The organism is Rhizobium sp. CCGE531 (genome assembly GCF_003627795.1).
Classification (GTDB): Bacteria; Pseudomonadota; Alphaproteobacteria; order Rhizobiales; family Rhizobiaceae; genus Rhizobium.
In genome coordinates this window covers 12,479-38,564 of sequence record NZ_CP032686.1, presented here as the reverse complement: position 1 = coordinate 38,564, position 26,086 = coordinate 12,479, and the positions used below count along the sequence as shown (strand labels likewise).

Here is a 26,086-nt window from a genome sequence, read left to right as displayed (position 1 = left end):
TGTGGTGCCGCTTACAACGCATTGGCGATTTCTGCCGTCCATAGGCGGTTATCGTGCGGGATCGGTGAAAAGGCATGCCATTGCGCCAACTTCTCGATGTAACGCTGGCGACGGGCGAAATCGCTTTCGAACTCGATATTCTCAGCAATGATCTCTGAGCCGATCTCATAATAGAGATCGAGATTACCGAGATCCGGCACCGGCGTTTCACCGCGTTCACTCTCGCTCTGCATTTGCCAGTACAGTTGCTCAAGGCGGCGGACGAGAGCCGGAATATCGCGCAGCACGCTGGCATCGCGATGAAGTTCCAGGGCATTCCTTATCTCTGTCAGGCTTTCAGGGTTCCGCGCAAAGCCGACGGCCTTTCGGATGAAGTCGTCCGGGCTGTCACAGATCAGACCTCGTGCGCCTGCGGCCGAAACGATGCTCGAACAGAACCGCGACGCGAAACCGGCGCCGGGGAACGTCAGGACCGGCAGGCCCATCGTCAGAGCATCGCCGGCTGTGGAATGCGCGCCGTAGGGGAAGGTATCGAGAAAAAGATCGGCCAGCCCAATGCGTGCCAGATGCTTGGGATTGGGCGCCTTCGGCGCGAAGATCAGGCGCTCGGGCGCGACACCGCGCTGCTCGGCTGCTTGCCTCAGGCGCTGGTCGACATCCTCGCCGCCGGTCAGAAGCCAGAGGAAGCTGTCGGGCGTTTCGGAGAGAATGGTCATCCAGCGCGCAAAGCAGGCAGCTGTGATCTTCTGCATGCCGTTGAAGCAGGCGAATATGAACGCGTCTTCCGGCAATCCTACCTCGGAGCGCCGCGGACGCTCGGCGATCTGCCGCTTGCGATCGATGGGCTGATTGCAAGGAATCCGCAGCACCTTTTCCGTATAGTAAATCTCATTTTCACGCGGAATGATCTGCTCGTCGGCAATGATATATTGATGAAACGGGCTGCCCATGGTGCCGGGATAGCCACAAAAATTGACGATGACGGGCGCCGGGCGATGCGCGAAGATTTTGGTCCGCGCGTGCTTTGTGTAGCCGTTGACGTCAATGAGGATGTCGACCTCGTCGGCGACGATCTGCCCGGCTGCGTCGCGGTCGCTAAGGCCGGAGATTTCACGCCAGCAATCGACTGCGCTCTTGATTCGCGATTGCGTGGCATCTTCGGGTGAGGGATCGCCGCAATAATATGCATAGATCTCGACACTGTTCTTGTCGTGCGTTTCGAAGACTTCGCGAAGAGCGAAACCCACCGCATGATCGCGCAAATCGGATGATACGTAGCCGACGCGCAGCCGCTTTCCGGTTCCAGACTTCCGTCGTGGTGAAATCCGCGTAAAGCCGCTTAAATCGGGTCGCCCCACAAGTGACTTGCAATAGCGATAGGCCTTGGCGAGCTGGAAAAGCGGGTCATCGGCGTGGCAGGCAAGCGTCAGCGGAGACATCGCGTCGAACAACTGACGGATCGAAACATGCTCTGACCCAACCAACATTGGCCACTTGCACTGGCGTTGCCGCAATGATGTCCAATGCTGAGCGGATTCGGGTTTGTCAGGCCGCAATTCAATGGCCTGCCATAACGCGCCCTCCGCCTCATCAAAACGACCGGCATTCTCGAGAACGCGGCCAATATGTTGCAACATCATCAAGCGGTGGCTGGCTCGTTCCGCCGTGATCTCGTTCGTTACTTCCAGATAGCTCCGCCATGACTGGACGGCCTGGCCGGTTAGACCGCAATCTTCGAGCGCGCGGCCGAGGTTGACATATGCCTGCCCGAACCGCGGATCGATTTTCAAACAGGCACGCAGGGCGTGGATCGCTCCCGCCACATCCCCAAGCTGCCGCAAGGTGACCGAGTAATTGAAATATATAACGTGCAGCAAGGGATGCGTGTCGTTGAACGCGATCCATGTCTTATAAAGCTCGGCTGCGAGGCTCGCTTGTCCTGTTGCGCTCAACTCCTCAACAAATTGCAAAAGATCGGGCAGGGACAGCTGTTGATTCCGAGCCCTAGCCTGTAGTTCTGCGAAGAGAAGAAGAATATTCGAGGCAGCTGCATTATCAATGAGCATGAGCATCCTACAACGAGTAATGTTTCAGTCGGTTCCGAGACCGAGGGAAATTGGCATTACGTTTGTTTATCGATGCTAGCTTGCTTTGGGCTTGTCGCTGGTTTGTCTGCAGATTGAATTTTATTCAATCTGCAGTAAATGTTTTTTCATATACTAAAAAACCTTATGATTGCAGTTGAGCTTTGAAAGCAACATAAAGACTTTTACGAAAACATACCCGATTATCTCAGAATACAATTTCTGAATATATTCGATATATTTTTCGCAAAAGAAATAATATGGCAAAAAATCCATGACTTTTCTAAAGATTATACCACCATTGTCAAAATAAGCACTTCTAAAGCATGCGTGCAATGGCGAATATGCATTTTTTTACGAGTTTTAAATTTACCTTCACGAAATCGTCGCAAATTAACTGTGTTAAACTATACGGTTATTGTTTTAGTGTATTGCAGATCAAGATATCATTTAGGTTGTCTTTGAGATTTTGAGTAAAAATATTGCTCCGTTAACCCGAAATTAAAGGCACCCCTTTAGTCCTATGGTTAAGACACAGCTGATGGCGCAATGTCAGCCCGTGCTGAAGTGTAGATTTTGATCAAGCGGCTCAGCAATAGCGAGACGTTTATGTAAACAGGCGTTGGAAGCAAGGCCATTGCGGGCCCTGCATGCATGAAGCCCCTCCGACGCTTCGGCTCTCGAGAGCCATGTTTCTCACAATATTCTTTTCGTCCGGCAGGATCCTGAAGCGGCAGGCGCCATAAAGGCTCTCGGTCATCTGGGTGTCACGGGTTCGGCGCGTCGCGCGTCCGAAGCCGCGGTCAAGAGATGGCGCGCTCTTTTCACGCTGTCGGCGTCTGAGAAATGACATCTGCCATAGGTTAACATCAGGGGCCCCACACCAATGACCTCAATCATTTCTTCTTTGACCGTCAATCAGATTAAATCTCTTACCACCACCGTCATTGCATCTCTCACGACCAGTGACGTGGCAGCGTTGAGCACCACGCAGATCAAAGCGCTTTCCTCATCGCAGATTAAAGCGCTGCAGACCGACGAAATTGCAGCGCTCTCGACCGACCAGATGAGTGCTGTATCCGCAGGTGCGATCAAGGGTCTGAGCCTCGGCCAATTGGCTGTTCTCGACACGGCAAAAATAGAAAACCTGAGCACGGAACAAGTCGCCGCCCTCGGCGCTGACCAGATCGGCGCGTTCGGCTCGTCGCAAGCCGGAGCCTTGACGACCTCGCAGCTCCACGCTTTGAGCTCGGCCCAGATCGCTGCCCTGTCAACGGATGATATCGCCAGCTTCTCGACCGCTGATATTGCCGCCATCACGACTGCTGCACTTTCCGGTCTTTCGACAGCCAATGTCGCAGCCCTCTCGTCCGATCAGGCCGCAGCACTGACCACGGCACAGGTTGCGGCGCTCAAGACCACGCAGGTTCACGCTCTGACCTCGACCCAGCTCGGCGCTCTGAACGCCTCGCAAGTCGGCACGCTGAGTGCGGCTCAGGTTGGCGCGCTCACCACCGATAATGTCGCAGGCCTGTCGACCAGCCAGGTGGCAGCGCTCAGCGCCAAGTCGGTCACCGGGCTCACCTCGGCCCAGGTTGGTGCTCTCGGCTCCGCTAATGTCGCGGCACTCACCACTGCCCAGATTGGTAGCTTGAACTCCGCTCAGATCGGCGCCCTGAGCAGCGCTGAAGTCGCCGGCCTTTCGACCGCCGATATCGCCGCCATCAACACTGCCGCTCTCGGTGGGCTGTCGGAAGCGAATGTTGCAACGCTGTCGTCCGACCAGGCTGCGGCTTTGACCACGGCTCAAGTCGCTGCCCTGAAGACCACGCAGGTTCACGCCCTGACTTCGACGCAGGTCGGTGCGCTGACCGCCGCTCAGGTCGGCACCCTCAATGCAACACAGGTTACTGCCCTGACCACCGACAATGTCGCCGGCCTTTCGACGGCGCAAATCGGTGCCCTCACGTCGAAATCTGTCACCGGTCTGTCGACCGCACAGGTCGGTGCTTTGAGCTCCACCCAGGTCGAAGCTTTGAGCCCCGTCCTTATCAGCTCCTTGAATTCGGCCCAGATCGGCGCCTTGTCGACGGCCGATATCGCCGGCTTCTCGACTGCCGATATTGCCGCCATTACGACTGCTGCGCTCGCTGGTCTTTCGACCGCCAATGTCGCGGCCCTTTCGTCCGATCAGGCCGCTGCGCTGACGACGGCGCAAGTTTCGGCTCTGAAGACGACGCAGATCCATTCGCTTACCTCGACCCAGGTTGGCGCTTTGAGTGCTTCGCAGGTCGGTACCCTCAGCGCCACTCAAGTCACCGCGCTGACCACCGACAATGTCGCCGGCCTTTCGACGGGGCAAATCGGTGCCCTCACGTCAAAATCTGTCACCGGTCTGTCGACCGCACAGGTCGGTGCTTTGAGCTCCACCCAGGTCGAGGCTTTGAGCCCCGCTCTTGTCGGTGCGTTGAATTCGGCCCAGATCGGTGCCTTGTCAACGGTTGATATCGCCAGCTTCTCGGCCGCCGATGTTGCCGCCATCACCACTGCTGCACTTTCCGGTCTTTCGACAGCCAATGTCGCGGCCCTCTCGTCCGATCAGGCTGCAGCACTGACCACGGCGCAAGTTTCGGCTTTGAAGACGACGCAGGTCAATGCTCTGACCTCGGCACAGCTCGGCGCTCTGAGCGCCTCGCAGGTCGGTACTTTCAGTGCAGCCCAGTTGACCGCCCTGACCACGGATAATGTCGCGGGCCTGTCGACCAGCCAGGTGGCAGCGCTCAGCGCCAAGTCGGTCACCGGGCTCACCTCGGCCCAGGTTGGTGCTCTCGGCTCCGCCAATGTCGCGGCACTCACCACTGCCCAGATCGGTAGCCTGAACTCCGCTCAGATCGGCGCCCTGAGCAGCGCTGAAATTTCCGGTCTTTCGACTGCCGATATCGCCGCCATCAACACGGCGGCTCTCGCAGGATTGTCGACGGCCAATGTCGCAGCCTTGTCGTCCGATCAGGCTGCGGCTTTGACCACGGCGCAGGTTGCTGCCCTGAAGACCACGCAGGTTCACGCTCTGACCTCGACCCAGCTCGGCGCTCTGAACGCCTCGCAAGTCGGCACGCTAAGTGCGGCTCAGGTTGGTGCGCTCACCACCGACAACGTCGCAGGCCTGTCAACCAGCCAGGTCGCAGCGCTCAATGCCAAGTCGGTTGTTGGCCTGACCACGGCGCAGGTCACAGCACTCGGTTCGGCCAATGTTGCCGCACTGACGACGTCACAGGTCGGGACGCTGAACTCCGCTCAGATCGGTGCCCTGAGCAGCGCTGAAGTCGCCGGCCTTTCAACCGCCGACATCGCCGCCATCAACACGGCCGCTCTCGGTGGGCTGTCGGAAGCGAATGTTGCAACGCTGTCGTCCGACCAGGCTGCGGCTTTGACCACGGCTCAAGTCGCTGCCCTGAAGACCACGCAGGTTCACGCCCTGACTTCGACGCAGGTCGGTGCGCTGAGTACTTCCCAGGTTGGTACGCTGAATGCCGCACAAATCGGTGCAATGACCACCGACAATGTTGCGGGGCTCTCGACCGCTCAGGTCGGCGCACTTTCCGCCAAGTCGGTCACCGGTTTCACCACGATGCAGGTTGCCGCACTTGGCTCTGACAACGTCGCGGCACTGACGACGGCTCAGGTCGGCGCTTTGAACTCCGCTCAGATCGGTGCCTTGAGCAACGCGGAAGTTGCCGGCCTTTCGACCGCCGATATTGCCGCCATCAACACCGCGGCTCTCGCCGGCCTGTCGACGGCCAATGTCGCAGCCCTTTCGTCCGATCAGGCCGCGGCGCTGACCACAGCCCAGGTTGCCGCGCTCAAGACCACTCAGATCCATTCACTTACTTCGACCCAGGTCGGCGCTCTGAGTGCTTCGCAGGTCGGTACCCTCAGCGCCACGCAGGTCAATGCGCTGACCACCGACAATGTTGCCGGTCTTTCGACTACGCAAATCGGTGCTCTGACTTCGAAGTCTGTGGCAGGACTGTCAACCGCCCAAGTCGGAGCACTGAGCTCGACCCAGGTCGAGGCTTTGAGCCCCGCCCTTGTCGGTTCGCTCAACTCCGCCCAGATCGGTGCACTGTCGACGGCTGACATCGCAAGTTTCTCGACTGCCGATATCGCCGCCATCAACACGGCAGCTCTCACGGGATTGTCGACGGCCAACGTTGCGGCTCTGTCGTCCGATCAGGCTGCAGCACTGACGACGGCGCAGGTTGCCGCCCTGAAGACCACGCAGGTCAACGCTCTGACATCGACCCAGCTTGGCGCGCTAAACACCGCCCAGGTCGGCACCCTCAGCGCAACGCAGGTCAACGCGCTCACCACCGACAATATCGCGGGCCTTTCGACCACTCAGGCCGCAGCGCTTAGCGCAAAGTCGGTTGTTGGCCTGAGCACGGCGCAGGTTGGTGCGCTCGGTTCGGCCAATGTTGCCGCACTGACCACGGCGCAGGTCGGAGCCCTAAACTCGGCTCAGGTCGGTGCTTTGAGCGGCGCCGAGATTTCTGGTCTATCGACAGCCGATATCGCCGCCATCAGCACGGCGGCTCTCGGGGGGCTCTCCGAGGCGAATGTCGCAGCTTTGTCGTCCGATCAGGCCGCAGCGCTGACCACAGCACAGGTTGCGGCGCTCAAGACCACGCAGGTTCACGCTTTGACCTCGACCCAGCTCGGCGCTCTGAACGCCTCGCAGGTCGGCACTCTGAGTTCGGCTCAGGTTGGTGCGCTTACCACCGACAACGTCGCAGGTCTCTCGACCACTCAGGTCGCGGCACTCAACGCCAAGTCGGTTGTTGGCCTGACCACGGCGCAGGTCACAGCACTCGGTTCGGCCAATGTCGCCGCACTGACGACGGCTCAGGTTGGGACGCTGAACTCCGCCCAGATCGGCGCCCTGAGCAGCGCTGAAGTCGCCGGCCTTTCGACCGCCGACGTCGCCGCCATCAACACTGCCGCTCTCGGAGGACTGTCGACGTCGAATGTCGCAGCTCTGTCTTCCGATCAGGCCGCAGCGCTGACCACGGCGCAGGTTGCTGCCCTGAAGACGACGCAGGCCAACGCTCTCACCTCAACGCAGGTCGGTGCTCTGAACGCCTCGCAAGTCGGCACGCTGAGTGCGGCTCAGGTTGGCGCGCTCACCACCGATAATGTCGCGGGCCTTTCGACCACTCAGGTCGCAGCGCTCAATGCCAAGTCGGTCGCTGGTCTCACCACGGCCCAGGTCGCAGCACTCGGTTCGGCCAATGTTGCCGCACTAACGACGGCTCAGGTCGGCACGCTGAACTCCGCCCAGATCGGTGCCTTGAGCAGCGCTGAAATTGCTGGTCTGTCGACAGCCGATATCGCCGCCATCAATACCACCGCCCTTGGAGGTCTCTCGGAAGCCAATGTCGCAACCTTGTCGTCTGACCAGGCTGCGGCTCTGCGGACGGAACAGGTGGCCGCCCTCAAGACCAACCAGGTCCATGCTCTGACCTCGGCCCAGGTCGGTGCTCTGAGCGCATCGCAGGTTGGCACGCTGAGTGCGGCTCAGGTTGGTGCGCTTACCACCGATAATGTCGCGGGATTGTCGACCACGCAGATCGGCGCACTCACTGCAAAGTCTGTGACCGGCCTGACGACCGCCCAGGTCGGTGCCTTGAGCTCCACCCAGGTTGGCGCTCTGACCACCGCGCAGACCACGGCTCTGAGTTCCAGCCAGATCGGTGCCTTGTCAACGGCCGACATCGCCGCTTTCTCAACTGCCGACATCGCGGCTATCACCACCTCGGCAGTTGCCGGTCTATCGACCACGGATATCGGAAGCTTGTCGAGCGATCAGGTTCACGCCATTACGACGACGCAGATACAGGCCATGAACACCGACCAAGTCGCCGCCGTCATCGCGGCATATCACGCGAGCTAACGTCTGCCGCAGGGACTGCCCTGCAAGAAATCTCGCACGAAACGAACTATTCACGGCGCCCAGAAGGCGCCGTGATTTTTCTATCGATCGTAGAACTGTTTCCAATCGGAAAATTGCAGATTGCCCGCATCGCTGGGCGATCATGGCGAGAAACGCCGGCTTTCTGGCGGACCCTGTTCCTGGCGATGACGTGATGACAATATTGCCGTCGAACCAAGCCGTTGGGAAATGACAGCGGTATGATGTGACAGCCCGGGGGAGTGGACCGCATCAACCTATGACAGCGACAGCTTGCGCCAAGACCTCAAAGCACGAGGAGCGTGGGGCTGCATCCGCCCTATGCCAAACCGCGTCAACATCCCCGCCTTCAGCCCGTCGCTCTACAAACAACGCAATGCCGTCGAACGGTTCTTCAACAAACTCAAACACTTCCGTGCCGTCGCAACGCGATACGACAAACGCGACGACAATTTCCTCGCAACCGTTCAGCTCGCATCAATGCGGATTTGGCTACGATCTTATAAGTCGGTCACTTAGTGGCCATGAGCGCGCAAACGCTGACTGCCTTCGCAGTTTTGCATTTTGGTGGGTTCGTTTACTATGCCCATTTCGACAACTGAGTTCTATTCCAATGCCCCTACGACGAGTGGACGGCTGGTGATTTCATTGTGTTGGGTCTCGTCTTGGCAGCTAAGAGCCGCTGGTCGTCTGATAATGCAGCGACGCGAACCCGAGATGACCCCGCAGCAACCCAACTATGCTGCCCAAGCACGACGCCGCGCGCACCAAAGTCCTACCACCGGTCAATGGAGCAGCGAGAATGCAATAGCTTAGCGTCCATACCCGGCCCAAAATCGAAGCAAACATTTTCGGCGACCCCGTTTTTGAGCCCTTGCTATTTCGTCTTTCAATCAAGATGCTGCTGTGATCCCGAGAGCGCCGGTATTGGTAGTGGAGTGTCAAGCGTTCGATGGGAACCCTCTCGTAGGAAATTGCATGGGGTGTCCAAGTCGTCGAAGCGCCGAGCTTCAGTGCATCGGTCCACAATTGCCAATCCTCGCCACCTGCCAAGCCAAGTGTATTGTCGAAACGAAGGCCAGTGCGACGAAAGAACTCCAGCTTTCCCATCCAGCTACCGGTTGCCAGCTTGATGTGCTTGGCTTTTCCCCTCTCGACGAGACGAATGGATTTCGCTTCGCTGTTGCGATTCATTCTGTCCATTCCGGACCAAACCATCCTGTTCCATGAAGAGGCGCTAGCCGGTGGCGGCGCGAGCCTGACAGGCGATGCGACGATATCAAAATCCTGAGCGTCCCGCGCGGCAAGCAGTTGCGCGAGCCAGTCTTCCTCGACAGTTTCGTCATCGTCGGCAAAGGTTAATATGTCGCCGCCCGCCGCAAGGGCAGCTTCAAGGGCGCGGTTGCGAGCGAAGGCGATCCCGAGCCGCGTCTCCAACTCGTATTGAACGGTCGACTTCGGTACTTGCTCTCGAAAATTCTCGATAGCTTGACCTAACGAAGTCGTTTCATTGTTCTCAATAATAATGAAATGGAGACGAATTCCCTCAGGCACGTTAAGCCTGCTATAGGACTTTAGAAGATTTGAAAGCATTTGCGGCCTTGTACGTGTGACGGTCCCCACGCAAATCATTCTCTGGCAGCCACCTTCTGTATTAAGCGGAGATAACGTCATCTGGATCTAACTGAGCGCACACCTGCACAAGACGTTAAGCCAGCTATCCACTTGGCGAACCGTCTGTCGTGGTAGCCACAGCATATCGTCCTCGGGTAAGATCCTTCCGCTAAAGGTCGTGGTCGCGCTGACATAGCTAGCTTGCTCAACGATATACCTGACGTGTTCAGATACGGCGCCATACGGATAGGAGAAACTGTCGACCGAAGTTCCCAACATGTCCTCGAGCTTATAACGAGCGAAGGTGATTTGGCGTCTTGCCTCGGTAGTCGAGACTTCCGTCAGCCGGATATGATCGAGACTGTGAGCACCGACTTCCTGGCCCATTAGAGCCCATTCCAGTATCTCCGCCTTCGACATGCATCGCGAGTACGGAGCGCCGACCGGTGAATCCCAAATGTTGAATCCGCCAACCTGGCTCGCGACAAAGTAACTTGTCGCTGTAAATTGCAATTCTTGAAGGGTCGGCAGAGCATGCGTGTGGACGCTCCCAAAGCCGTTGTCAAAGGTGATGCCAAAGACTTTGCCCGACTTTTCTCCACGCAAATACGGCCCGAGATCACGCAGGGACAGTCCGGTAAATCCCAGTCTCTTCAATCGTCGCATCTGGATGCGAAAGTTGCTCGGATAAACGGTCCGGTAACGGAGGTAGACGCCTTGCTCAGTGGGATCAGCGATCTGGCTGTATCTTAAAATCGATATCGACATGCTATCTTGCCGCAACACTGGAGGACGGAACACGACGTTTACCGGCCAATCGGGCGAGCCGTTTGATCCTACTGCGATAAAGCGGACGCAAGATTTCGTGGATACATTTCTGCAAGAGCGGCACGCGTCGTTTGAGCGTACTCCCACCCAATGTGCCGGAAATCTCGCAAATGGCATGGGGCGTGATCGACTTCGGTACGACGCCCGTCAACCAAAACATCTGCAAGAACACGTCGACGGGCCGATCCACCTGTTCGGTTGCCTTAAGCAACTTGATCGCTGCGCCGCGAGAGATCAACTGCGCTCCCATTCCAAGTCCTGGGCAGGTGGGTTCGATCAAAGCAATCTTGCCGGCTTTGGCGATCTGGTGGCCACGTTCACGACCTCCACGCATCGGGAACCGTATAAGATCGTCCGGTCCTATATGGGCGAGCGCCAGTGCGAGGCTCCTGTAAAAGCCGTTATCGAGTTCGATATCATCCTCCATGACGAGAGCGATATCGATGTTCTGATCGACAATTGCCTGCCATGCTTTTCGGTGCGAAAGGAAGCAACCGATCTCGGCATCGGTAAGCTCGAAGGGATAGAAAGGCTGATGCAAGTGTCGCTGGTAGAACTCTCGCCGCTCCCGCTTCAAAAGTAGGCGGCCGTCGACAGCGGGCAAAATCGATGCGGAGAGAGGAAGAAGATTCAACAGTCTTTCAGCATGCTGCTGCCGCTGTTTGACACGCAGCAAGTGGATGATGAAGCCTATTGTCGATAGGTTATCTTGGCCCCTAAATTGGGAAGAGAAACTAAGCTGAGGTTCTTCGCAATCGGAATAAGGCGCTCGCCGTAGGGTAACCGCTTGCTTGCTCGCGGGACAGGAGTTGTCGTGTTTCAAAATCTTCCCTTCCACGTTCGGGTTGTGACTTCTGGAGAAAGGTTAGAGCCCCGCAATATCCAGATTGCGTGGAGAATGGGGTGACACTTGATGCAAATATTGAGTATGCGGCCAACTCAGTAAGGCCGGCCTCGGACTACCAGCACGCGTTGGGCGCATGCACCGAATATGATGATCTGTTTGAGAGTTGGTTGAGCCGCCTTTTGCGTCGGCGAGCCGACCGCCGGCTAGATTTTTCACCTAACTTGTTTTCGCCGTGGCCAAAAACCGCGCTTCTAATGCGCCACTGCCCCAAGGTGCAATTCTCTCGTGATCGTGTCTGTCGGTCTGCACCCCGGATACCGATGCATCTCTTATTGAGATGTTGCGCCTTTCTTCCAGGCGCAACGAGATTGGCATGTGAATAAAATTCGTTTTATTATTTTGTCTTGCCCTTCGCCGTCGAGTTCTGCTTCTTCAAAAGCGAGGGGTCTTTCTGGGTTTCCGTTTTCGAACTCGGACTGTTCAAGGCCTTGACATTTTCTTTCGTATTTCCGGTGCTCGGGGTGCTGGAACTCGCGTGCGCCGAGACCGACGCGAGAGCGAACATGATTGCGGAAACGGCGAGCGTGAACTTTTTCATATGCTGGTTCCTTGGTTTGTTTCACGGTTCGCTGACGCCTGTCGGAAACCGGCGCCAGCCTATGCTTTCGTCGCATTGCTCCAATGCCACGACGCCATAACGATAGCGCCCGACGGTGCAGGCTCCGTCGGAATAGCGTTGCAAACTCGTTGACAAACCGTGGCATTGTCGCGGCGCCGGATCCTGACGCTTGTGCTCGTCCGAGCGGTTCATTGCCGAAATCCGATGACGATACATTGACCGACAAAAAGCGAGGTTGCAGTTGCCCGCACGTATGCAATCCACTCGCCGACTATCCCTGGCGACGCCGATTGCAACAGCGTCGAAGAAAGCCGGCTAGGTGACGGATTCATATGATCGCAACCAGATACGAATTGAGGCGAGCTGGATAGATGCGAAGAAGTTGTCGCCACGTTTGTCGTATCGTGTTGCGACGGCCCGGAAGTGTTTGAGTTTGTTGAAAAACTACTCGACAGCGTTGCGTTGTTTGTAGAGCCACGGGCTGAAGACTGGAATATTGACCCTGTTTGGCATGGGACGGATACAGCCCCCATGCCCCACGTGCTTTGAGGTCTTGTCGCAGCCTGTCGCTGTCATGGGCGCGATCATCCAGACGTATTTGACCGGCCGACGGTCGCAAACATATCGGTCGTCGAGCGTCCGTCATGGGCCTTTGCGCTTATCTTTCGCGTTGACGAGCTCATCGCCGAAGTCGATACCGCACGAAAAGGGCCTCCCGCGGGAGGCCCTTTGCCGGTATTATTCGAGGATCTTGACAACCTTGCGTGTCTTCGGCTGGACGATCACGCGCTCGTGGTTGACGACCGCGTAGGCGTAAGCCGGATTTTCGGGAACCGGCGTGACGACAACGGTCTCTGGAAGCGGTTGGCCTACGACAATTCGATCCTGCACGACGGCCTCAGAAGGAGGCATCGGCTGTTCCTGTACATAGGTGACCACCTTCTGCGGCGGCGGATCGATTGCGGTACCGACGATGGCTCCCGCCACACCGCCGACAGCAGCACCCACAGGCCCGCCGACGACTGCACCGGTCACCGCGCCGCCCGCGGCCCCGGTGACCGTTGAAGATTGCGCGAAGGCTGAACCAGCGAGGAGACCAAAGGCGGCCGCCGCTGAAACGATAAGTTTCGTATACATAGCATTCTCCTTTGCTTATCGGCTCCGAAGAGCTGAAAGGGGAATACGATTGGCCACCGGAATGTTCCGCTTTCGGGGCTCACGAACACCATCACAAGTTGGAACAAGATTGACAGAATTCGTGAATGGCGAGAACACGACGCGCCAAATTGGCTGATCGCAGAGCGATGGGTAATTCCATGCCGAATGCCAAACACCCGCTTTTTGCTCTGCATGACGTGATCGAAGATCCCGACAGGCGCCAGGCCTGACCACTGCCACGGCGCATCTCTGCATCGTAGCTGACAACGTGTCGCGCATATCGCTGGTGGGCGCCGCGAACGGGACAGGCAGTGCCAGATTTCCGATCAATCGAGCGTCACAGGTCAAAGATTCGAAACTGATGCGAAAATGATCCAGAAATGACGTGAAAATGATCCGGGAACGTTGACATACGGAATCTTCGAACTAGTTCCCGCTGAGATGCCCGGGGGGCGTCTTTTGCTTACAGCGACCATATGGCTCTTCCGAGCTGTTCCGACCCGCAAGGGTCGGTACGGCATGGTTTATCCGTGCGGATCGCACCTCCGGTCACCTAGTTGCGCAGTGGGAAATTGGATATCGTATGAGCAGCATCAGCGGACGCCTCGTCAAGGGAAGCATGTGGTTAAGCCTATCCCGGACGATCGTGAACGGGCTTGCCACACTCAGTACTTTCGTCTTGGCGCGCTATCTGGCACCCGCGGATTTCGGCGTGGTCGCCTTGGGCATGACGATACTCATGATCGTCACGACCATTACCGAGCTTTCCCTCTCCGAGGCGCTAATCCGGCATGCGGCGCCAGACGAATCTCATTTCAGCGCTGCCTGGACCCTCAATGCCGCGCGCGGACTGGCGATCTGCATCCTGTTTGCGATCTTTGCCTATCCGGCTGCCGCCCTGTTCAACGAGCCCCGGCTGACGGGCGTCATGCTGGCACTCGGTATCAGCATGCTGATGGGCGGCCTTACAAATCCGCGCCGCATCATGCTCCAGCGCGATCTGATCTTCTGGCAGGAGTTCGTGCTCGCGGTTTCGCAGAAATTCGCCGGCTTCGTCGCCTCCGTTGCGATAGCGGTGATCTATCAAAGCTATTGGGCGCTGGTCGTCGGAACCCTCCTAAGCCAGGCGACGAATGTCATCGTCTCCTATCTCGTGCTGCCGTTCCGGCCGAGAATCACTTTCAAGCATATGCGAGAGTTCTTTTCCTTTTCCGCCTGGCTCACCGCAGGACAGATCGTCAGCACGCTCAACTGGCGCTTCGATTATCTGTTGGTCGGCAAGATGCTCGGCGGAATCCAACTCGGCTATTATTCGGTGGGAAGCAATCTCGCCATGATGCCGACGCGGGAAGCGACCGCACCCCTTACGCAGACGATCTATCCGGCTTTTGCCGGCATTCATAACGACCCCGGCAGGCTAGCTGCCGCTTATCAGCGCGTGCAGGCACTCGTTGCCGCCATCGCGCTTCCTGCCGGCATCGGGGTTGCAGTGACCGCCGATCCGCTGGTCAGATTGGCGCTGGGCGACAAATGGGCGCCTGTCATCTTCATCATCCAGTCGCTTGCCTCGGTCTTTGCGCTGCAGACGCTCGGCTCGCTGGTTCAGCCGCTCGGCATGGCAAAGGGCGAGACGCGGGTGCTCTTCGTTCGCGATACCCAGATGTTCTGCCTGCGGGTGCCGATCATGATTGGCGGCCTGATCCTCTATGGCCTGCCGGGTGTCATTGCCGGCCGTGTGTTCACCGGCCTCTTTAGCACCGCCGTCAACATGATGCTCGTGCGGCGCTTCACCGGCATCAGTGTCGCGAAGCAATTGTCGGTGAACCTTCGGGCGCTCGCAAGCGTCGCCGTGATGGCGCTCGGCGTATCCCTCGCCTCGAGCCATCTGGCGCCGACGGACGACAAGCTCGTGCTCGTGACGCATCTCGCAATGCTGACCTCGCTTGGCGGCCTGCTCTACTGCGGTTCGACGTTCCTCCTGTGGAGGCTGATGAAGCGGCCGACCGGTCCCGAAACGGAGGTTCAAACCATACTCGGCAAAGTGCTGCCGAAATTGCGTCTTGCCTGAAGCACGTTCGGCCGGCCCGCCGAACCGCCTTGTCATCTAAATGGGGAATGGGGAAATGACATTGCAATCAAATCGAACCCTGATCGCGAAACTGGACAACATGATCCACGATTGCCTGAAAGACTACATCAGCCATGATGAGCCTTTGGCGATCCTCGACTTTCCCGACATCCGCAATTGCGGCGACTCCGCCATCTGGTTGGGCGAAATGGCCTATCTCAAAAAGAGATATGGCAAGCGGCCGACCTATGTCTCGCGGATCGATGATTTTTCGCCCGAGCAGCTGGAGCGGACCATGCCGACCGGTCCGATCTTCATTCATGGCGGCGGCAATTTCGGCGATATATGGGACGCGCATCAGGATTTCCGCGAGCGGGTGCTGGAGCGGTTTCCCGATCGTCAGGTGATTCAGTTCCCGCAGTCCATCCACTACAAGTCCGAGGCTCGTCTCGCCGAAAGCGCCCGCGTCATCGGACGCCATAAGAACTTCGTATTGCTGGTGCGCGACGAGGAGTCGAAGGAATTTGCCCTCAAGCATTTCGATTGCGAGGTGCGCCTTTGCCCGGACATGGCCTTTTCCATCGGAACAATCCAGCCGGAGGAACCGGAATTTCCCGTCCTTGCCATGCTGAGATCGGATCTCGAGAAGGTAGGAGATGCCAACCTCTCCGCCTATCCCGATATTCCGAAAGAGGACTGGACCACCGAATCCGCCAGACGCGTGCGCATCTCCAAAGCGCTAGGCGCGGCAACGGCTTTGCTGGCTCTCAAACCGGCCGAAATACGGCTGCGCAAGCTCGACGCCGCGGCACATAACAGATTGGGTCGCGGCATCCGCCAGATCTCCCGTGGTCGCGCGCTCGTCACCGACCGGCTTCACGTCCATATCTGCTCGATCCTGCTCGGGCGACCGCATGCGGTGCTAGATAACAGCTATGGCAAGATACGCCGGTTCATGGCCGCATTTTCCGGCGGCACCGATCTGGCCTACCGGGCAACATCGCTCGAAGACGGGATCGCGTGGGCGCGCCACCAGGCCGATCAACAGTTCGTACCGGCCGCTTGAAAGCGGCCATCGGCCATGCCCGGCCTTGCGGCTCTCGATCGCGCCGGATCCTTGTTGCGGCCGGTGGCGGCGATTTGATTTCGTGGCATTTGCGGGATAAAGGGCTAACGCGGGTTGGTCGCCCATGCTGAGAGCGTGGCACCGACGCGGTTGAACAAGGCAACACGGCAGGGCAGACATGGGCGACCAGAACGACGACTACATATACGACGAAGTGAGCGGCGAATGGCGGCCGGCTTCGGAAATCGCCGCGCAGGCCGCGAAATCTGCGGAGGTCCGCGATGCATCGGGCAATGTTCTGGCAGACGGAGACTCCGTGGTCCTGGTGAAGGACCTCAAGGTGAAGGGCGCCGGCCAGACGCTCAAGCAAGGGACCGTCATCAGGTCGATCCGGCTCACCGACAATCCCGAGGAGATCGACTGCCGGCACGACACGATCAAGGGGTTGGTGTTGCGCACCGAATTCGTCCGCAAGCGCTGAACGGCGATATCATCACTCTAGTTTCCCCATCATCCATCGAGCCACGGAACTTAGCGCGCTCGAAGCCATCCTGCCGTTCGACAAGCACGGCCGGCTCACAGCCATCGTGATGAAGAAGCCCTGATCCACGCCGCGCCAAGATTGCGACACTCGGCGCGGCCATGGTGATGGAGATCAATTTGCCTGAAGCGGCTCAGCTTTTCACGGAATCCCTGAACCGCTCTGTCTCTTTGTTTCCTAGCAATTCCGGGCGGAAAACCGCTCAGCAATTTTCCTGGAATTTCTCTAGTGATCGTGGCGTCGCTTACTGCTGCGCAGGCGCGGCGGGCGCGGATTTCTGAAGCTCGTTCTGGACTTTCTTAACGAGCACCGGATCCTTCTGTGCAGCCGTCAGAATTGCGTTGTATTCGTCTACCGACATGCCCGGAGAGGTCTGAACAGCCTGGACCATCTGTTTGCTTGCCTCGGTCTGCAGCTGTTGCTTCGCGGTCGCATCCGAGGTTGCGCCGATCTTGGCCGAGTATTCCTGCCTGATTTTGTCCACCTGGAGATAGGCGACCGCAAAGGCCTCAATCTTTTGATCGCTGACGGCCGCGGGCGCACCACCGCTATCCGGTTGGCCTTGGGTGGGTTGCTTCTCTTGCGTCGCTTGCTGCGCGGACGCAGGATTGCCGAGAAGCATCAAGCTCAAGACTGCGGCGGTCAACGATGCGGCGGGGATATAACGAGTGATCATTTTGAATCCTCTTCGGTAGCGCGGGGGGAGAACACCTCTTTGATGGCGTAGAGCGAACGGCGGCATATCGCATTGATTTGGCCGCCGGTTAGGGTTGAAGACCGATCCGGCGACAATGTGGCCGTCAAACGTTTTCTGTGGGGCAATAGGGCGGCGATCTGCTGGCCATAGAGCGGCGGCTTTATGGCCGTCACCAATTGATCTCGTGCTTTTCACTTATTGGCGCGACATAGCGCTGAACGCGGCGGCAAGGATCGACGACAACACCGGGCACACGATCGACCGAGCGGCGCGACGTGAGCTTCGAGCCGGGATCTGCTAGCGATCTCAAAATGCCAGGGGCGGTTCGATGGTGAGGAAATCGTGGTTGATATATCCGAGCTTCATGCCGATGTGAGCTTCGTACGCCGCCACAATGAAGGCATCTCTGGCAAGTTCAGGATTGGAAATGCCCTCGATCGCGGCGCGACAGATTATCAACGCGTCCTGATAAGCCTGATCTTCTTCTACGGGCCAATATGCCAACAGACAGTCAAGTGCTTCCAAACTGCTCTTGATCGTTCGAAACTCGCCGATACCGTGCAGCTCGATACTTACGGGTCTCTGCCATGTTCCATACATCAACATAATCGACCTCTGGTGCTGAAACGGAACCAACGACATCTTTGTTCCTACCCAGGCTGCACGACCGGCCTTTTCCATCTCCAAACGGAGAAATCATGCGAGATTATACATCCCGATTACGCCGAGCACACTGAAGAAATCTGACACATGGTGAATCTGGCTCAAAAATTGCTGCAAAACTTTGCTGGCTAAAACTGGCAAAGGGTAGTCGAATAACATATGCCCACGCCGCTGAAGGTGACCCGGAGCTGAGATCGACTTTGAAATCTGAAAAATCTGGCTGGCTACCTTCAGAACCGCACCGGCAGTTCTATTAGTTAAACAAATGAATTGGCGTTGTTTTTCTACTATATTGAACTTAAAAACGAGATCACTTCCGCTAGTCCTTAATTCGATATCTGTGCGCCCTTGTTGGAGCGACGACCTTGTGCGAACCCGCGGTAGCACCGAGCGAATAGATGAATCCGCCGACTTCCACGCCATCGCCGCGACGAATGTGGCCTCCCCTTCCCCATGCTTTCTGTCCGTTATAGCGAAATAGTGCCCATCGTACTTCCCCAGGGCGGAAACGACAACTCAGTCTATTTGGGGTGTTTTGGTCGGGCTCGACGTGAAATGGCTGCCTTGGGGTGGAGAATGCCCGCCTGGTACCTATCTTACATTGAAAATCGGGAACAACAGGGAAGGAAACTTGCAATGGCAAAGAATACGATCTGCCTGTGGTACGACAAAGACGCCGAAGCCGCCGCCAGCTTCTATGTCGAAATCTTTCCCGATAGTGCAATGGGTGCCATTACCCGTGCCCCCGGCAACTATCCGGAGGGTAAGCAGGGCGATGTATTGGTCGTCGAGTTCACAGTAGCGGGCATCCCCTGCATCGGGCTTAACGGTGGCCCAGTATTCAAGCACAATGAGGCCTTTTCCTTTCAGATCGCCACCGAGGATCAGGAAGAGACCGATCGCTACTGGAACGCCATTGTCAGCAATGGCGGCCAGGAAAGTGAGTGTGGCTGGTGCAAGGATAGATGGGGCGTCTCCTGGCAGATCACGCCGCGCGTCTTGATGGAGGCACTCGTAGCCGGCGGCGATGAGGCAAAACGAGCTTTCGATGCGATGATGACCATGCGCAAGATCGACGTCGCGGCGATCGAAGCCGCTCGACGCGGATGAGCGAGGTCGACGCTGCGAATACCGACCAACGCGCGGAGCAGGCTGCCGGGATCTAGCGGCCGGCGAAATCAGGCGGCATCTCCTGCTATGTCGACCGCACAAAATCCGCAGCGGGGCGATAACCTCAACCGCGCAATAAAAAAGATGCCGCCTCTCGCGCGTGATCCTCCGACCGGCATCCTGAGCGACGCCATATCAGCATCGGCGACAAGACCAGATCGATGAAATATCGGCCACTGTCGGCCCGACGCCAGCCTCACGCTATCGGAAAGCATGAGGGATGTAAGTGCGAGCACTGTTGCCACGCCGACGCAAACGCGTGGATCATTGCCATCGTTGTGGCACTCGCCAACTTCATGGAAGCGCAAGATACCGCGATCGCCAATGTCGCCTTCGATTATATTTTCGGCACAGGTGTCACCCGGAATGAGGCGTCTCAGCGGTTGCCACCTACCTCTTCTCAAACGTAATGCGCTCTGCAGTTCCAGTTGCTGCTCAAATTCTGCAAAGGCATCCGCGACAGCTGATGCCAGTCGCCCAGTCCGTCCCGCCCGCGTTGCCGTTGTCGTCGCCTCCGTGGCTGAAACATTGCGTTCCGGGCTGCGCTGATCTCCCCGATGGCTGCTCCCTCGCCCCGACGCCGCGCAACCTCACCCTCGGCAAGGAAACCTCAATGGGCCGCGAGACGCACGAACCGGAAATGTGTGGTAGCGGGAAATCTCGGCCGGAGGACCTTGGCCTTTGCTCGCGAAAACCCTGACAGTTGTCAGGTTTTCACGAGCTGCATCTTGGAGCATACGACCGGCCGACTACGATACTTCTGGGCATGCCAAAAGCCATCGGAGCTCGCGGCACGCCTCCCCCAAGTCAGAATCTTATCATTTCTCCAAAACCCTGACAGCTGTCAGGGTTCTATCGGACCACAACGACAACTCAATTACCTCCGCCACTTACCAATAATTGGCTTCACAGACCTGACCACTCCTCGAACCGCTGGAAAAATCGCCCTGGCGATCTCAAACGATCTGCGGCTACCCCGGTCTATCGAGAGAGTTGCTGCATCTCGCCGGACTTATACGCCGCCTTCATTGCAGCAATCGTCACACTCATCACGCTACCCAGCCCAAGCTTTGCTTTGATCGTCGCAAACTCCAACGCTCAAGGTCATCGCTTCGGACTGGCCACGGCCTTGGAACAAGCTTCGCCATGATCCCAATCCCGAACATTTCCAACCATCGCCGCGACGCTCGACAGTTGTCCGCCACCGCCGGCTGGCAAGCTTCAGCTCGTTCCCGCGATGCGAGAATCTGTCTTAAAACCACCCAGCCGAAGCATTCTATTTCGCCGCTGCACCGGCTTGGCAAGTGTCAGGTACGCGGCGTCACAGAGCGACCGCAAAATCAGTTAAGCTCGGGATGCGATCGCGCCCGCGAAAAGACCGTTGCAGTCAGACGGGGAAGAAGGGGAGGCCGTTGGAGCTCAGTCATTCCATAACTGAAACCGACGCGTGGCTTGTCAGTCATCGCGCAAATTCCGCCCTTCCTGGCTATCTCATCATCAGTGCCAAAAACTTTGCCAACGATTTGTCTGAACTGTCGGAGACCGCCCTGCGGGAACTCGGCCCGCTGCTGGCGCTAACTCAAGCCAATCCGAAACAGCGGCTGAATGCCCGACGCGTGTATATTGGCCGGTATGGGCACACTGCCGGCCAAACGATCCATTTCCATGTGATCCCGATTTACGATTGGGTCGAGGAACTCTTCTGGCGGGATCCGCGATACCGCGTGCTGGAAGACTTTGCGGAAGGGCAGGGGGAACCGGGAACGGATGGCGCCGAACTAACTTTGTACGTATGGCGTGAATTCTGCGAACGCGCCGATCCGCCGGCGGCCATAGGGCCTACCGTCCCACAGGTCGTCCGGCTGCTGCGCGAGTCCATGCACCCCAGATCGTCTAATTCCGGTAGCGCAACCACAACATAATATTGGGGCTGAGCGCTCAGCGTGGAAGTACCGTTCGGCGCTCGGCTGGACATCACGGTCACGAGACCTTCGGACTGGCGCAGCAATCTAAGTCCTCGATACAGATGATGAGCTTCCTGCTTGCCGCAGCGATCTCGAATCCTGGTCTGTCGGCCGCGCCATCGGCAAGCAAATTTCTCGAACGTCGGGTTCTCGCGAACGGCGGCAATCCCCCATCAGACGATCGACATCTTCGCCTGCCGCGATGATCTCTGCGGAGTGAGCGTAGGGGAGGGGTATCTGCGGCGACGCGCTTTTCGAGCGCCCGACACCGCACGAAAGCCCCCTGGGGTTATTTCTCGATGGCACCGACAAATCGGGAGGTGAACCGCTCGACCTCCGGATCATTCGCCTCGAAGACGCGCCCCAGATACGCATACTCTTCGCGAAAGACGTTTGGCGTGAAACCGACGAAGATACCCGGGCTCGGAGTACAGCGAAACCCATTCAACACCTTAGAAAGGCTGCGTGCAAATCGATTTGATAGGGTGCCTCCAGCCAAGCAATCCAAGTGCAAGGCGGCGATCCGCTGGAACAGCCCAATTGACAACGACCACCAACACCAGTCTCATCTGCGGCATATCGGGATGCGGCCGAAGCGACAAGAAGGCGGCATCTGAATAGTTTTGCAGAGGGGCCGATATGAAATCGCCGCCAGCAATGATTTGCATAAGTGGAGCAGAAGGGGTGGCGCGCAATTGCAGAGCCAATTGATATTTGTATTCAGCCGTTATTTTATCGGGACTAAATCCAGTAAACTGCGCCTTATCGCCATGGCACAGGAAACGCGAGATGATCATAGACAGGGCCTACGCGACGCGAATTATAGACCTCGTGGTTTCACTGGACCCCACCCTTAACAAACTCATTGAGGAAATCGAATCGATCGAGAATACCGAGCTTTCCTCGGAGTTAACGCGAGCGGTCGCTGAGATCATGGGACGTGCCATGATGGGTGTTGCTGTCCCACTTGTGAAAATTTTGTCCGAACTGAAGCACGATGACAATGGCCGTAAAACATGCCGGGCAACCTAGGCTGCTGCGCACCCATTGGGTACGTGGGGCAAAATCGGTGGCAGCGTTTCGGTGAGCGAGCATAGAAGTGTGCATAACCCGGCGTTTTGAGAATTGATTTATGGCCTGGGGATTCTCCTGCCGGGGCAAATCATGATTCGATTCTGTCATGACGAAACGGCTCCCCTCCCCCGAGCATGCCGACACGCTGTCGCTGAATGCGTTGCGCAGTCTTGTGTCCGGTCTGTTGGAGCGGTCGCAGCAGGCGGAAGCCCGGCTTGCGAAGCTTGAGGCCGAGACCGTCCAGCTGCGCGAGGAAAACGCCGCCCTTCGGCTCGAGAACACCCGCCTGAAACTCGACAACCAGTTGCTGCGCGACGAGATCGCGCGATTGAAAAACCTGCCGCCGCGCCCGCCGTTTCGCTCCTCCGGTATGGACAAGGCGACGGATGCCAAATCCGCTGTCAAAGCCCAGACAAAGAAGAAACCACGCGGCCCAAAGTTGGATGTCAAGCGGGTGAGCCGACAGGAGATCCTGCGCGTCGATGCTCCGGCCGGGTCGCGCTTCAAAGGATACAAAAGCGTCTATGTTCGCGACCTGGTGCTCAAGGCGGAGCTCGTGCATTACCGTCGCGAATGCTGGGTAACGCCGGATGGAAAGACGGTGCTGGCACCCTTGCCGGCGGGGATCATCGGCGGCTATGGCACCAACCTCAGGCGGCTTTGCCTGATGCTCCATGCACAAGGGCAGGTAACGACCGCGCGTCTGACGACATTGCTCAATGACATTGGTCTCGACATCTCAAAACGCCAGATCGTCCGGCTTTTGACCCAGCAGCTGGATGGCTTTGTTGCCGAGGACGCGGCGGTGCTGCATGCCGGTCTGGTGTCGTCGTCTTATGTCACCGTCGACGACACCGGCGCCCGACATTGCCATAATAACTGTTACGCCACACACATCGGCGGCCCGAATTTTACTGTCTTTCGCACCACAAAATCGAAGTCCCGCCTGAATTTCCTGTCGCTACTGCGCGGCAATTACCAGGATTATGTGCTCAACGATGCCGCGTTCGATTATCTGAAAGAACGCCGTGCGGATGCGGCCATTACTGCCGGACTTCGCGCTCTTGAACCGCAGCGCTTCTGCAACCAGGTGCCGTTCATGGCGCATCTGGCCGACAAGGGTATCGACATCTTCGACCGGCAGGAGATCGGCACGCATGCCGAGGCCGGCCTGTGGGGTTCTATCCGTCACCACGGCCTGATGGGCAACACGGTGATCGTGTCCGACGACGCCGGCCAGTTCCGCGTCGGCAATCACGCGCTGTGCTGGGTTCATGCCGAACGTCTTCTGCAAAAGCTGATGCCAGGAACCGCAAAAGAGGAGCGGTCGCTCACCATGGCCCGCGATCTCGTCTGGCGTTTCTACAAGGCGCTGAAAGCCTACAAGCAGAACCCTTCACCGCGGGCCGTTCCGGCCTTCCGACGACGGTTTGACCGAATCTTCAGCCTGCGCACCGGTTATGAGGCACTCGACAAGCTGCTTGAGCGGCTGCATCGAAGGAAGACCGAGCTGCTGAAGGTGCTCGATCATCCCGAGATTCCGCTGCACACCAATGCATCCGAAAATGATCTGCGGAGTTTTGTCACGAAGCGAAAAATCTCCGGCGGCACGATGAGCCGCGACGGCCGTGTTGCGCGCGACGTCATGCTTGGTCTTATGAAGACCTGCCAGAAGCTTGGGCTGTCCTTTTACCACTATCTCGGTGACCGGCTTGGTATTGGCAACATCGGCCAACCGGTTCCGCCCCTGTCAGCGATCATTCTCGCTCGGGCTTGAACACCCGGGGCCGCTTCGGCTCGACTGCGCCACCACCGTTGCCCAATGAACCGGCACCGCCACCAAATCTGCCCCACGTACCCCATTGGGTACGTGGGGCAAAATCGGTGGCAGCGTTTCGGTGAGCGAGCATAGAAGTGTGCATAACCCGGCGTTTTGAGAATTGATTTATGGCCTGGGGATTCTCCTGCCGGGGCAAATCATGATTCGATTCTGTCATGACGAAACGGCTCCCCTCCCCCGAGCATGCCGACACGCTGTCGCTGAATGCGTTGCGCAGTCTTGTGTCCGGTCTGTTGGAGCGGTCGCAGCAGGCGGAAGCCCGGCTTGCGAAGCTTGAGGCCGAGACCGTCCAGCTGCGCGAGGAAAACGCCGCCCTTCGGCTCGAGAACACCCGCCTGAAACTCGACAACCAGTTGCTGCGCGACGAGATCGCGCGATTGAAAAACCTGCCGCCGCGCCCGCCGTTTCGCTCCTCCGGTATGGACAAGGCGACGGATGCCAAATCCGCTGTCAAAGCCCAGACAAAGAAGAAACCACGCGGCCCAAAGTTGGATGTCAAGCGGGTGAGCCGACAGGAGATCCTGCGCGTCGATGCTCCGGCCGGGTCGCGCTTCAAAGGATACAAAAGCGTCTATGTTCGCGACCTGGTGCTCAAGGCGGAGCTCGTGCATTACCGTCGCGAATGCTGGGTAACGCCGGATGGAAAGACGGTGCTGGCACCCTTGCCGGCGGGGATCATCGGCGGCTATGGCACCAACCTCAGGCGGCTTTGCCTGATGCTCCATGCACAAGGGCAGGTAACGACCGCGCGTCTGACGACATTGCTCAATGACATTGGTCTCGACATCTCAAAACGCCAGATCGTCCGGCTTTTGACCCAGCAGCTGGATGGCTTTGTTGCCGAGGACGCGGCGGTGCTGCATGCCGGTCTGGTGTCGTCGTCTTATGTCACCGTCGACGACACCGGCGCCCGACATTGCCATAATAACTGTTACGCCACACACATCGGCGGCCCGAATTTTACTGTCTTTCGCACCACAAAATCGAAGTCCCGCCTGAATTTCCTGTCGCTACTGCGCGGCAATTACCAGGATTATGTGCTCAACGATGCCGCGTTCGATTATCTGAAAGAACGCCGTGCGGATGCGGCCATTACTGCCGGACTTCGCGCTCTTGAACCGCAGCGCTTCTGCAACCAGGTGCCGTTCATGGCGCATCTGGCCGACAAGGGTATCGACATCTTCGACCGGCAGGAGATCGGCACGCATGCCGAGGCCGGCCTGTGGGGTTCTATCCGTCACCACGGCCTGATGGGCAACACGGTGATCGTGTCCGACGACGCCGGCCAGTTCCGCGTCGGCAATCACGCGCTGTGCTGGGTTCATGCCGAACGTCTTCTGCAAAAGCTGATGCCAGGAACCGCAAAAGAGGAGCGGTCGCTCACCATGGCCCGCGATCTCGTCTGGCGTTTCTACAAGGCGCTGAAAGCCTACAAGCAGAACCCTTCACCGCGGGCCGTTCCGGCCTTCCGACGACGGTTTGACCGAATCTTCAGCCTGCGCACCGGTTATGAGGCACTCGACAAGCTGCTTGAGCGGCTGCATCGAAGGAAGACCGAGCTGCTGAAGGTGCTCGATCATCCCGAGATTCCGCTGCACACCAATGCATCCGAAAATGATCTGCGGAGTTTTGTCACGAAGCGAAAAATCTCCGGCGGCACGATGAGCCGCGACGGCCGTGTTGCGCGCGACGTCATGCTTGGTCTTATGAAGACCTGCCAGAAGCTTGGGCTGTCCTTTTACCACTATCTCGGTGACCGGCTTGGTATTGGCAACATCGGCCAACCGGTTCCGCCCCTGTCAGCGATCATTCTCGCTCGGGCTTGAACACCCGGGGCCGCTTCGGCTCGACTGCGCCACCACCGTTGCCCAATGAACCGGCACCG

The 26,086-nt window shown here is 57.9% G+C and carries 19 protein-coding genes and 2 pseudogenes; 10 read left to right on the top strand and 11 right to left on the bottom strand.

The features are described from left to right. Positions 1–11 precede the first annotated feature (11 nt). Positions 12–2,066, bottom strand: a complete 2,055-nt coding sequence (locus CCGE531_RS26465; protein WP_120670539.1) for a tetratricopeptide repeat protein — start codon at positions 2,064–2,066, stop codon at positions 12–14. A gap of 904 nt (positions 2,067–2,970) precedes the next feature. On the opposite strand from CCGE531_RS26465, the gene CCGE531_RS26460 reads away from it, so the two are divergent. Both CCGE531_RS26460 and CCGE531_RS26455 read left to right on the top strand, forming a co-directional pair. Next, positions 2,971–8,034 (top strand): hypothetical protein, encoded by a 5,064-nt coding sequence (locus CCGE531_RS26460; RefSeq protein ID WP_120669514.1) that lies wholly within the window; start codon positions 2,971–2,973, stop codon positions 8,032–8,034. A 276-nt stretch (positions 8,035–8,310) separates the two neighbouring features. Beyond that, a pseudogene (locus CCGE531_RS26455) lies at positions 8,311–8,571 on the top strand (transposase); the annotation flags it as partial. Between the two features lie 153 nt (positions 8,572–8,724). On the opposite strand, the gene CCGE531_RS26450 reads toward CCGE531_RS26455, so the two are convergent. The 6 genes and pseudogenes from CCGE531_RS26450 to CCGE531_RS26425 all read right to left on the bottom strand — a co-directional run bounded on the left by CCGE531_RS26450 (position 8,725) and on the right by CCGE531_RS26425 (position 13,097). Continuing rightward, on the bottom strand, positions 8,725–9,684 hold the full coding sequence (locus tag CCGE531_RS26450) for a glycosyltransferase (RefSeq protein ID WP_281024515.1): 960 nt from the start codon (positions 9,682–9,684) through the stop codon (positions 8,725–8,727). A gap of 48 nt (positions 9,685–9,732) precedes the next feature. Further along, the gene (locus tag CCGE531_RS26445) at positions 9,733–10,434 is read right to left on the bottom strand and encodes a polysaccharide deacetylase family protein (RefSeq protein ID WP_120669508.1); all 702 of its coding nucleotides are present in this window, start codon (positions 10,432–10,434) and stop codon (positions 9,733–9,735) included. A 1-nt stretch (position 10,435) separates the two neighbouring features. After that, positions 10,436–11,170: a glycosyltransferase family 25 protein gene (locus tag CCGE531_RS26440; protein ID WP_245459446.1), complete on the bottom strand. Its 735-nt coding sequence runs from the start codon at positions 11,168–11,170 to the stop codon at positions 10,436–10,438. 500 nt (positions 11,171–11,670) lie between these two features. Beyond that, positions 11,671–11,964 carry a hypothetical protein gene (locus CCGE531_RS26435; RefSeq protein ID WP_162944032.1) on the bottom strand — a complete coding sequence of 98 codons (294 nt, stop codon included), beginning with the start codon at positions 11,962–11,964 and terminating at the stop codon, positions 11,671–11,673. A 311-nt stretch (positions 11,965–12,275) separates the two neighbouring features. Then, positions 12,276–12,434 (bottom strand): annotated as a pseudogene (locus tag CCGE531_RS34935) (IS5/IS1182 family transposase); the annotation flags it as partial. Positions 12,435–12,698: 264 nt separating this feature from the next. After that, complete coding sequence (locus CCGE531_RS26425; protein WP_120669501.1) at positions 12,699–13,097, bottom strand: DUF1236 domain-containing protein; 399 nt, start codon at positions 13,095–13,097, stop codon at positions 12,699–12,701. A gap of 604 nt (positions 13,098–13,701) precedes the next feature. On the opposite strand from CCGE531_RS26425, the gene CCGE531_RS26420 reads away from it, so the two are divergent. The 3 genes from CCGE531_RS26420 to CCGE531_RS26410 all read left to right on the top strand — a co-directional run bounded on the left by CCGE531_RS26420 (position 13,702) and on the right by CCGE531_RS26410 (position 16,733). Beyond that, complete coding sequence (locus CCGE531_RS26420; RefSeq protein ID WP_120669499.1) at positions 13,702–15,186, top strand: lipopolysaccharide biosynthesis protein; 1,485 nt, start codon at positions 13,702–13,704, stop codon at positions 15,184–15,186. A gap of 55 nt (positions 15,187–15,241) precedes the next feature. After that, the gene (locus CCGE531_RS26415; RefSeq protein WP_120669497.1) at positions 15,242–16,252 is read left to right on the top strand and encodes a polysaccharide pyruvyl transferase family protein; all 1,011 of its coding nucleotides are present in this window, start codon (positions 15,242–15,244) and stop codon (positions 16,250–16,252) included. A 178-nt stretch (positions 16,253–16,430) separates the two neighbouring features. Further along, positions 16,431–16,733 (top strand): alkylphosphonate utilization protein, encoded by a 303-nt coding sequence (locus CCGE531_RS26410; RefSeq protein ID WP_120669495.1) that lies wholly within the window; start codon positions 16,431–16,433, stop codon positions 16,731–16,733. A gap of 304 nt (positions 16,734–17,037) precedes the next feature. Here CCGE531_RS26410 and CCGE531_RS26405 read toward each other — a convergent pair whose 3' ends face one another. The 3 genes from CCGE531_RS26405 to CCGE531_RS26400 all read right to left on the bottom strand — a co-directional run bounded on the left by CCGE531_RS26405 (position 17,038) and on the right by CCGE531_RS26400 (position 18,132). Then, the gene (locus CCGE531_RS26405) at positions 17,038–17,469 is read right to left on the bottom strand and encodes a DUF4168 domain-containing protein (protein ID WP_120669493.1); all 432 of its coding nucleotides are present in this window, start codon (positions 17,467–17,469) and stop codon (positions 17,038–17,040) included. Continuing rightward, positions 17,466–17,663, bottom strand: a complete 198-nt coding sequence (locus CCGE531_RS34435; protein WP_162944031.1) for a hypothetical protein — start codon at positions 17,661–17,663, stop codon at positions 17,466–17,468. The genes CCGE531_RS26405 and CCGE531_RS34435 overlap by 4 nt, the downstream gene beginning before the upstream one ends. 133 nt (positions 17,664–17,796) lie before the next feature. Beyond that, on the bottom strand, positions 17,797–18,132 hold the full coding sequence (locus CCGE531_RS26400; RefSeq protein ID WP_162944030.1) for a DUF982 domain-containing protein: 336 nt from the start codon (positions 18,130–18,132) through the stop codon (positions 17,797–17,799). A 657-nt stretch (positions 18,133–18,789) separates the two neighbouring features. Here CCGE531_RS26400 and CCGE531_RS26390 point away from each other — a divergent pair. Both CCGE531_RS26390 and CCGE531_RS26385 read left to right on the top strand, forming a co-directional pair. Continuing rightward, complete coding sequence (locus CCGE531_RS26390) at positions 18,790–19,263, top strand: VOC family protein (protein ID WP_120669487.1); 474 nt, start codon at positions 18,790–18,792, stop codon at positions 19,261–19,263. Positions 19,264–20,735: 1,472 nt separating this feature from the next. After that, positions 20,736–21,245, top strand: coding sequence for an HIT family protein (locus tag CCGE531_RS26385; RefSeq protein ID WP_120669485.1), 510 nt, complete (start codon positions 20,736–20,738; stop codon positions 21,243–21,245). A 494-nt stretch (positions 21,246–21,739) separates the two neighbouring features. On the opposite strand, the gene CCGE531_RS34430 is transcribed toward CCGE531_RS26385, so the two are convergent. Further along, positions 21,740–22,084, bottom strand: coding sequence for a hypothetical protein (locus tag CCGE531_RS34430; RefSeq protein ID WP_162944029.1), 345 nt, complete (start codon positions 22,082–22,084; stop codon positions 21,740–21,742). On the opposite strand from CCGE531_RS34430, the gene CCGE531_RS26375 reads away from it, so the two are divergent. The 3 genes from CCGE531_RS26375 to CCGE531_RS26365 all read left to right on the top strand — a co-directional run bounded on the left by CCGE531_RS26375 (position 22,077) and on the right by CCGE531_RS26365 (position 26,027). Beyond that, positions 22,077–22,319 carry a hypothetical protein gene (locus tag CCGE531_RS26375; RefSeq protein WP_120669481.1) on the top strand — a complete coding sequence of 81 codons (243 nt, stop codon included), beginning with the start codon at positions 22,077–22,079 and terminating at the stop codon, positions 22,317–22,319. The genes CCGE531_RS34430 and CCGE531_RS26375 overlap by 8 nt on opposite strands. 148 nt (positions 22,320–22,467) lie before the next feature. Beyond that, a complete protein-coding gene (locus CCGE531_RS26370; protein ID WP_120669479.1) occupies positions 22,468–24,138 on the top strand; it encodes a transposase in 1,671 nt (556 codons plus the stop codon). 218 nt (positions 24,139–24,356) lie between these two features. Then, positions 24,357–26,027: a transposase gene (locus CCGE531_RS26365; RefSeq protein ID WP_120669479.1), complete on the top strand. Its 1,671-nt coding sequence runs from the start codon at positions 24,357–24,359 to the stop codon at positions 26,025–26,027. The last annotated feature ends 59 nt before the right edge of the window (positions 26,028–26,086 follow it).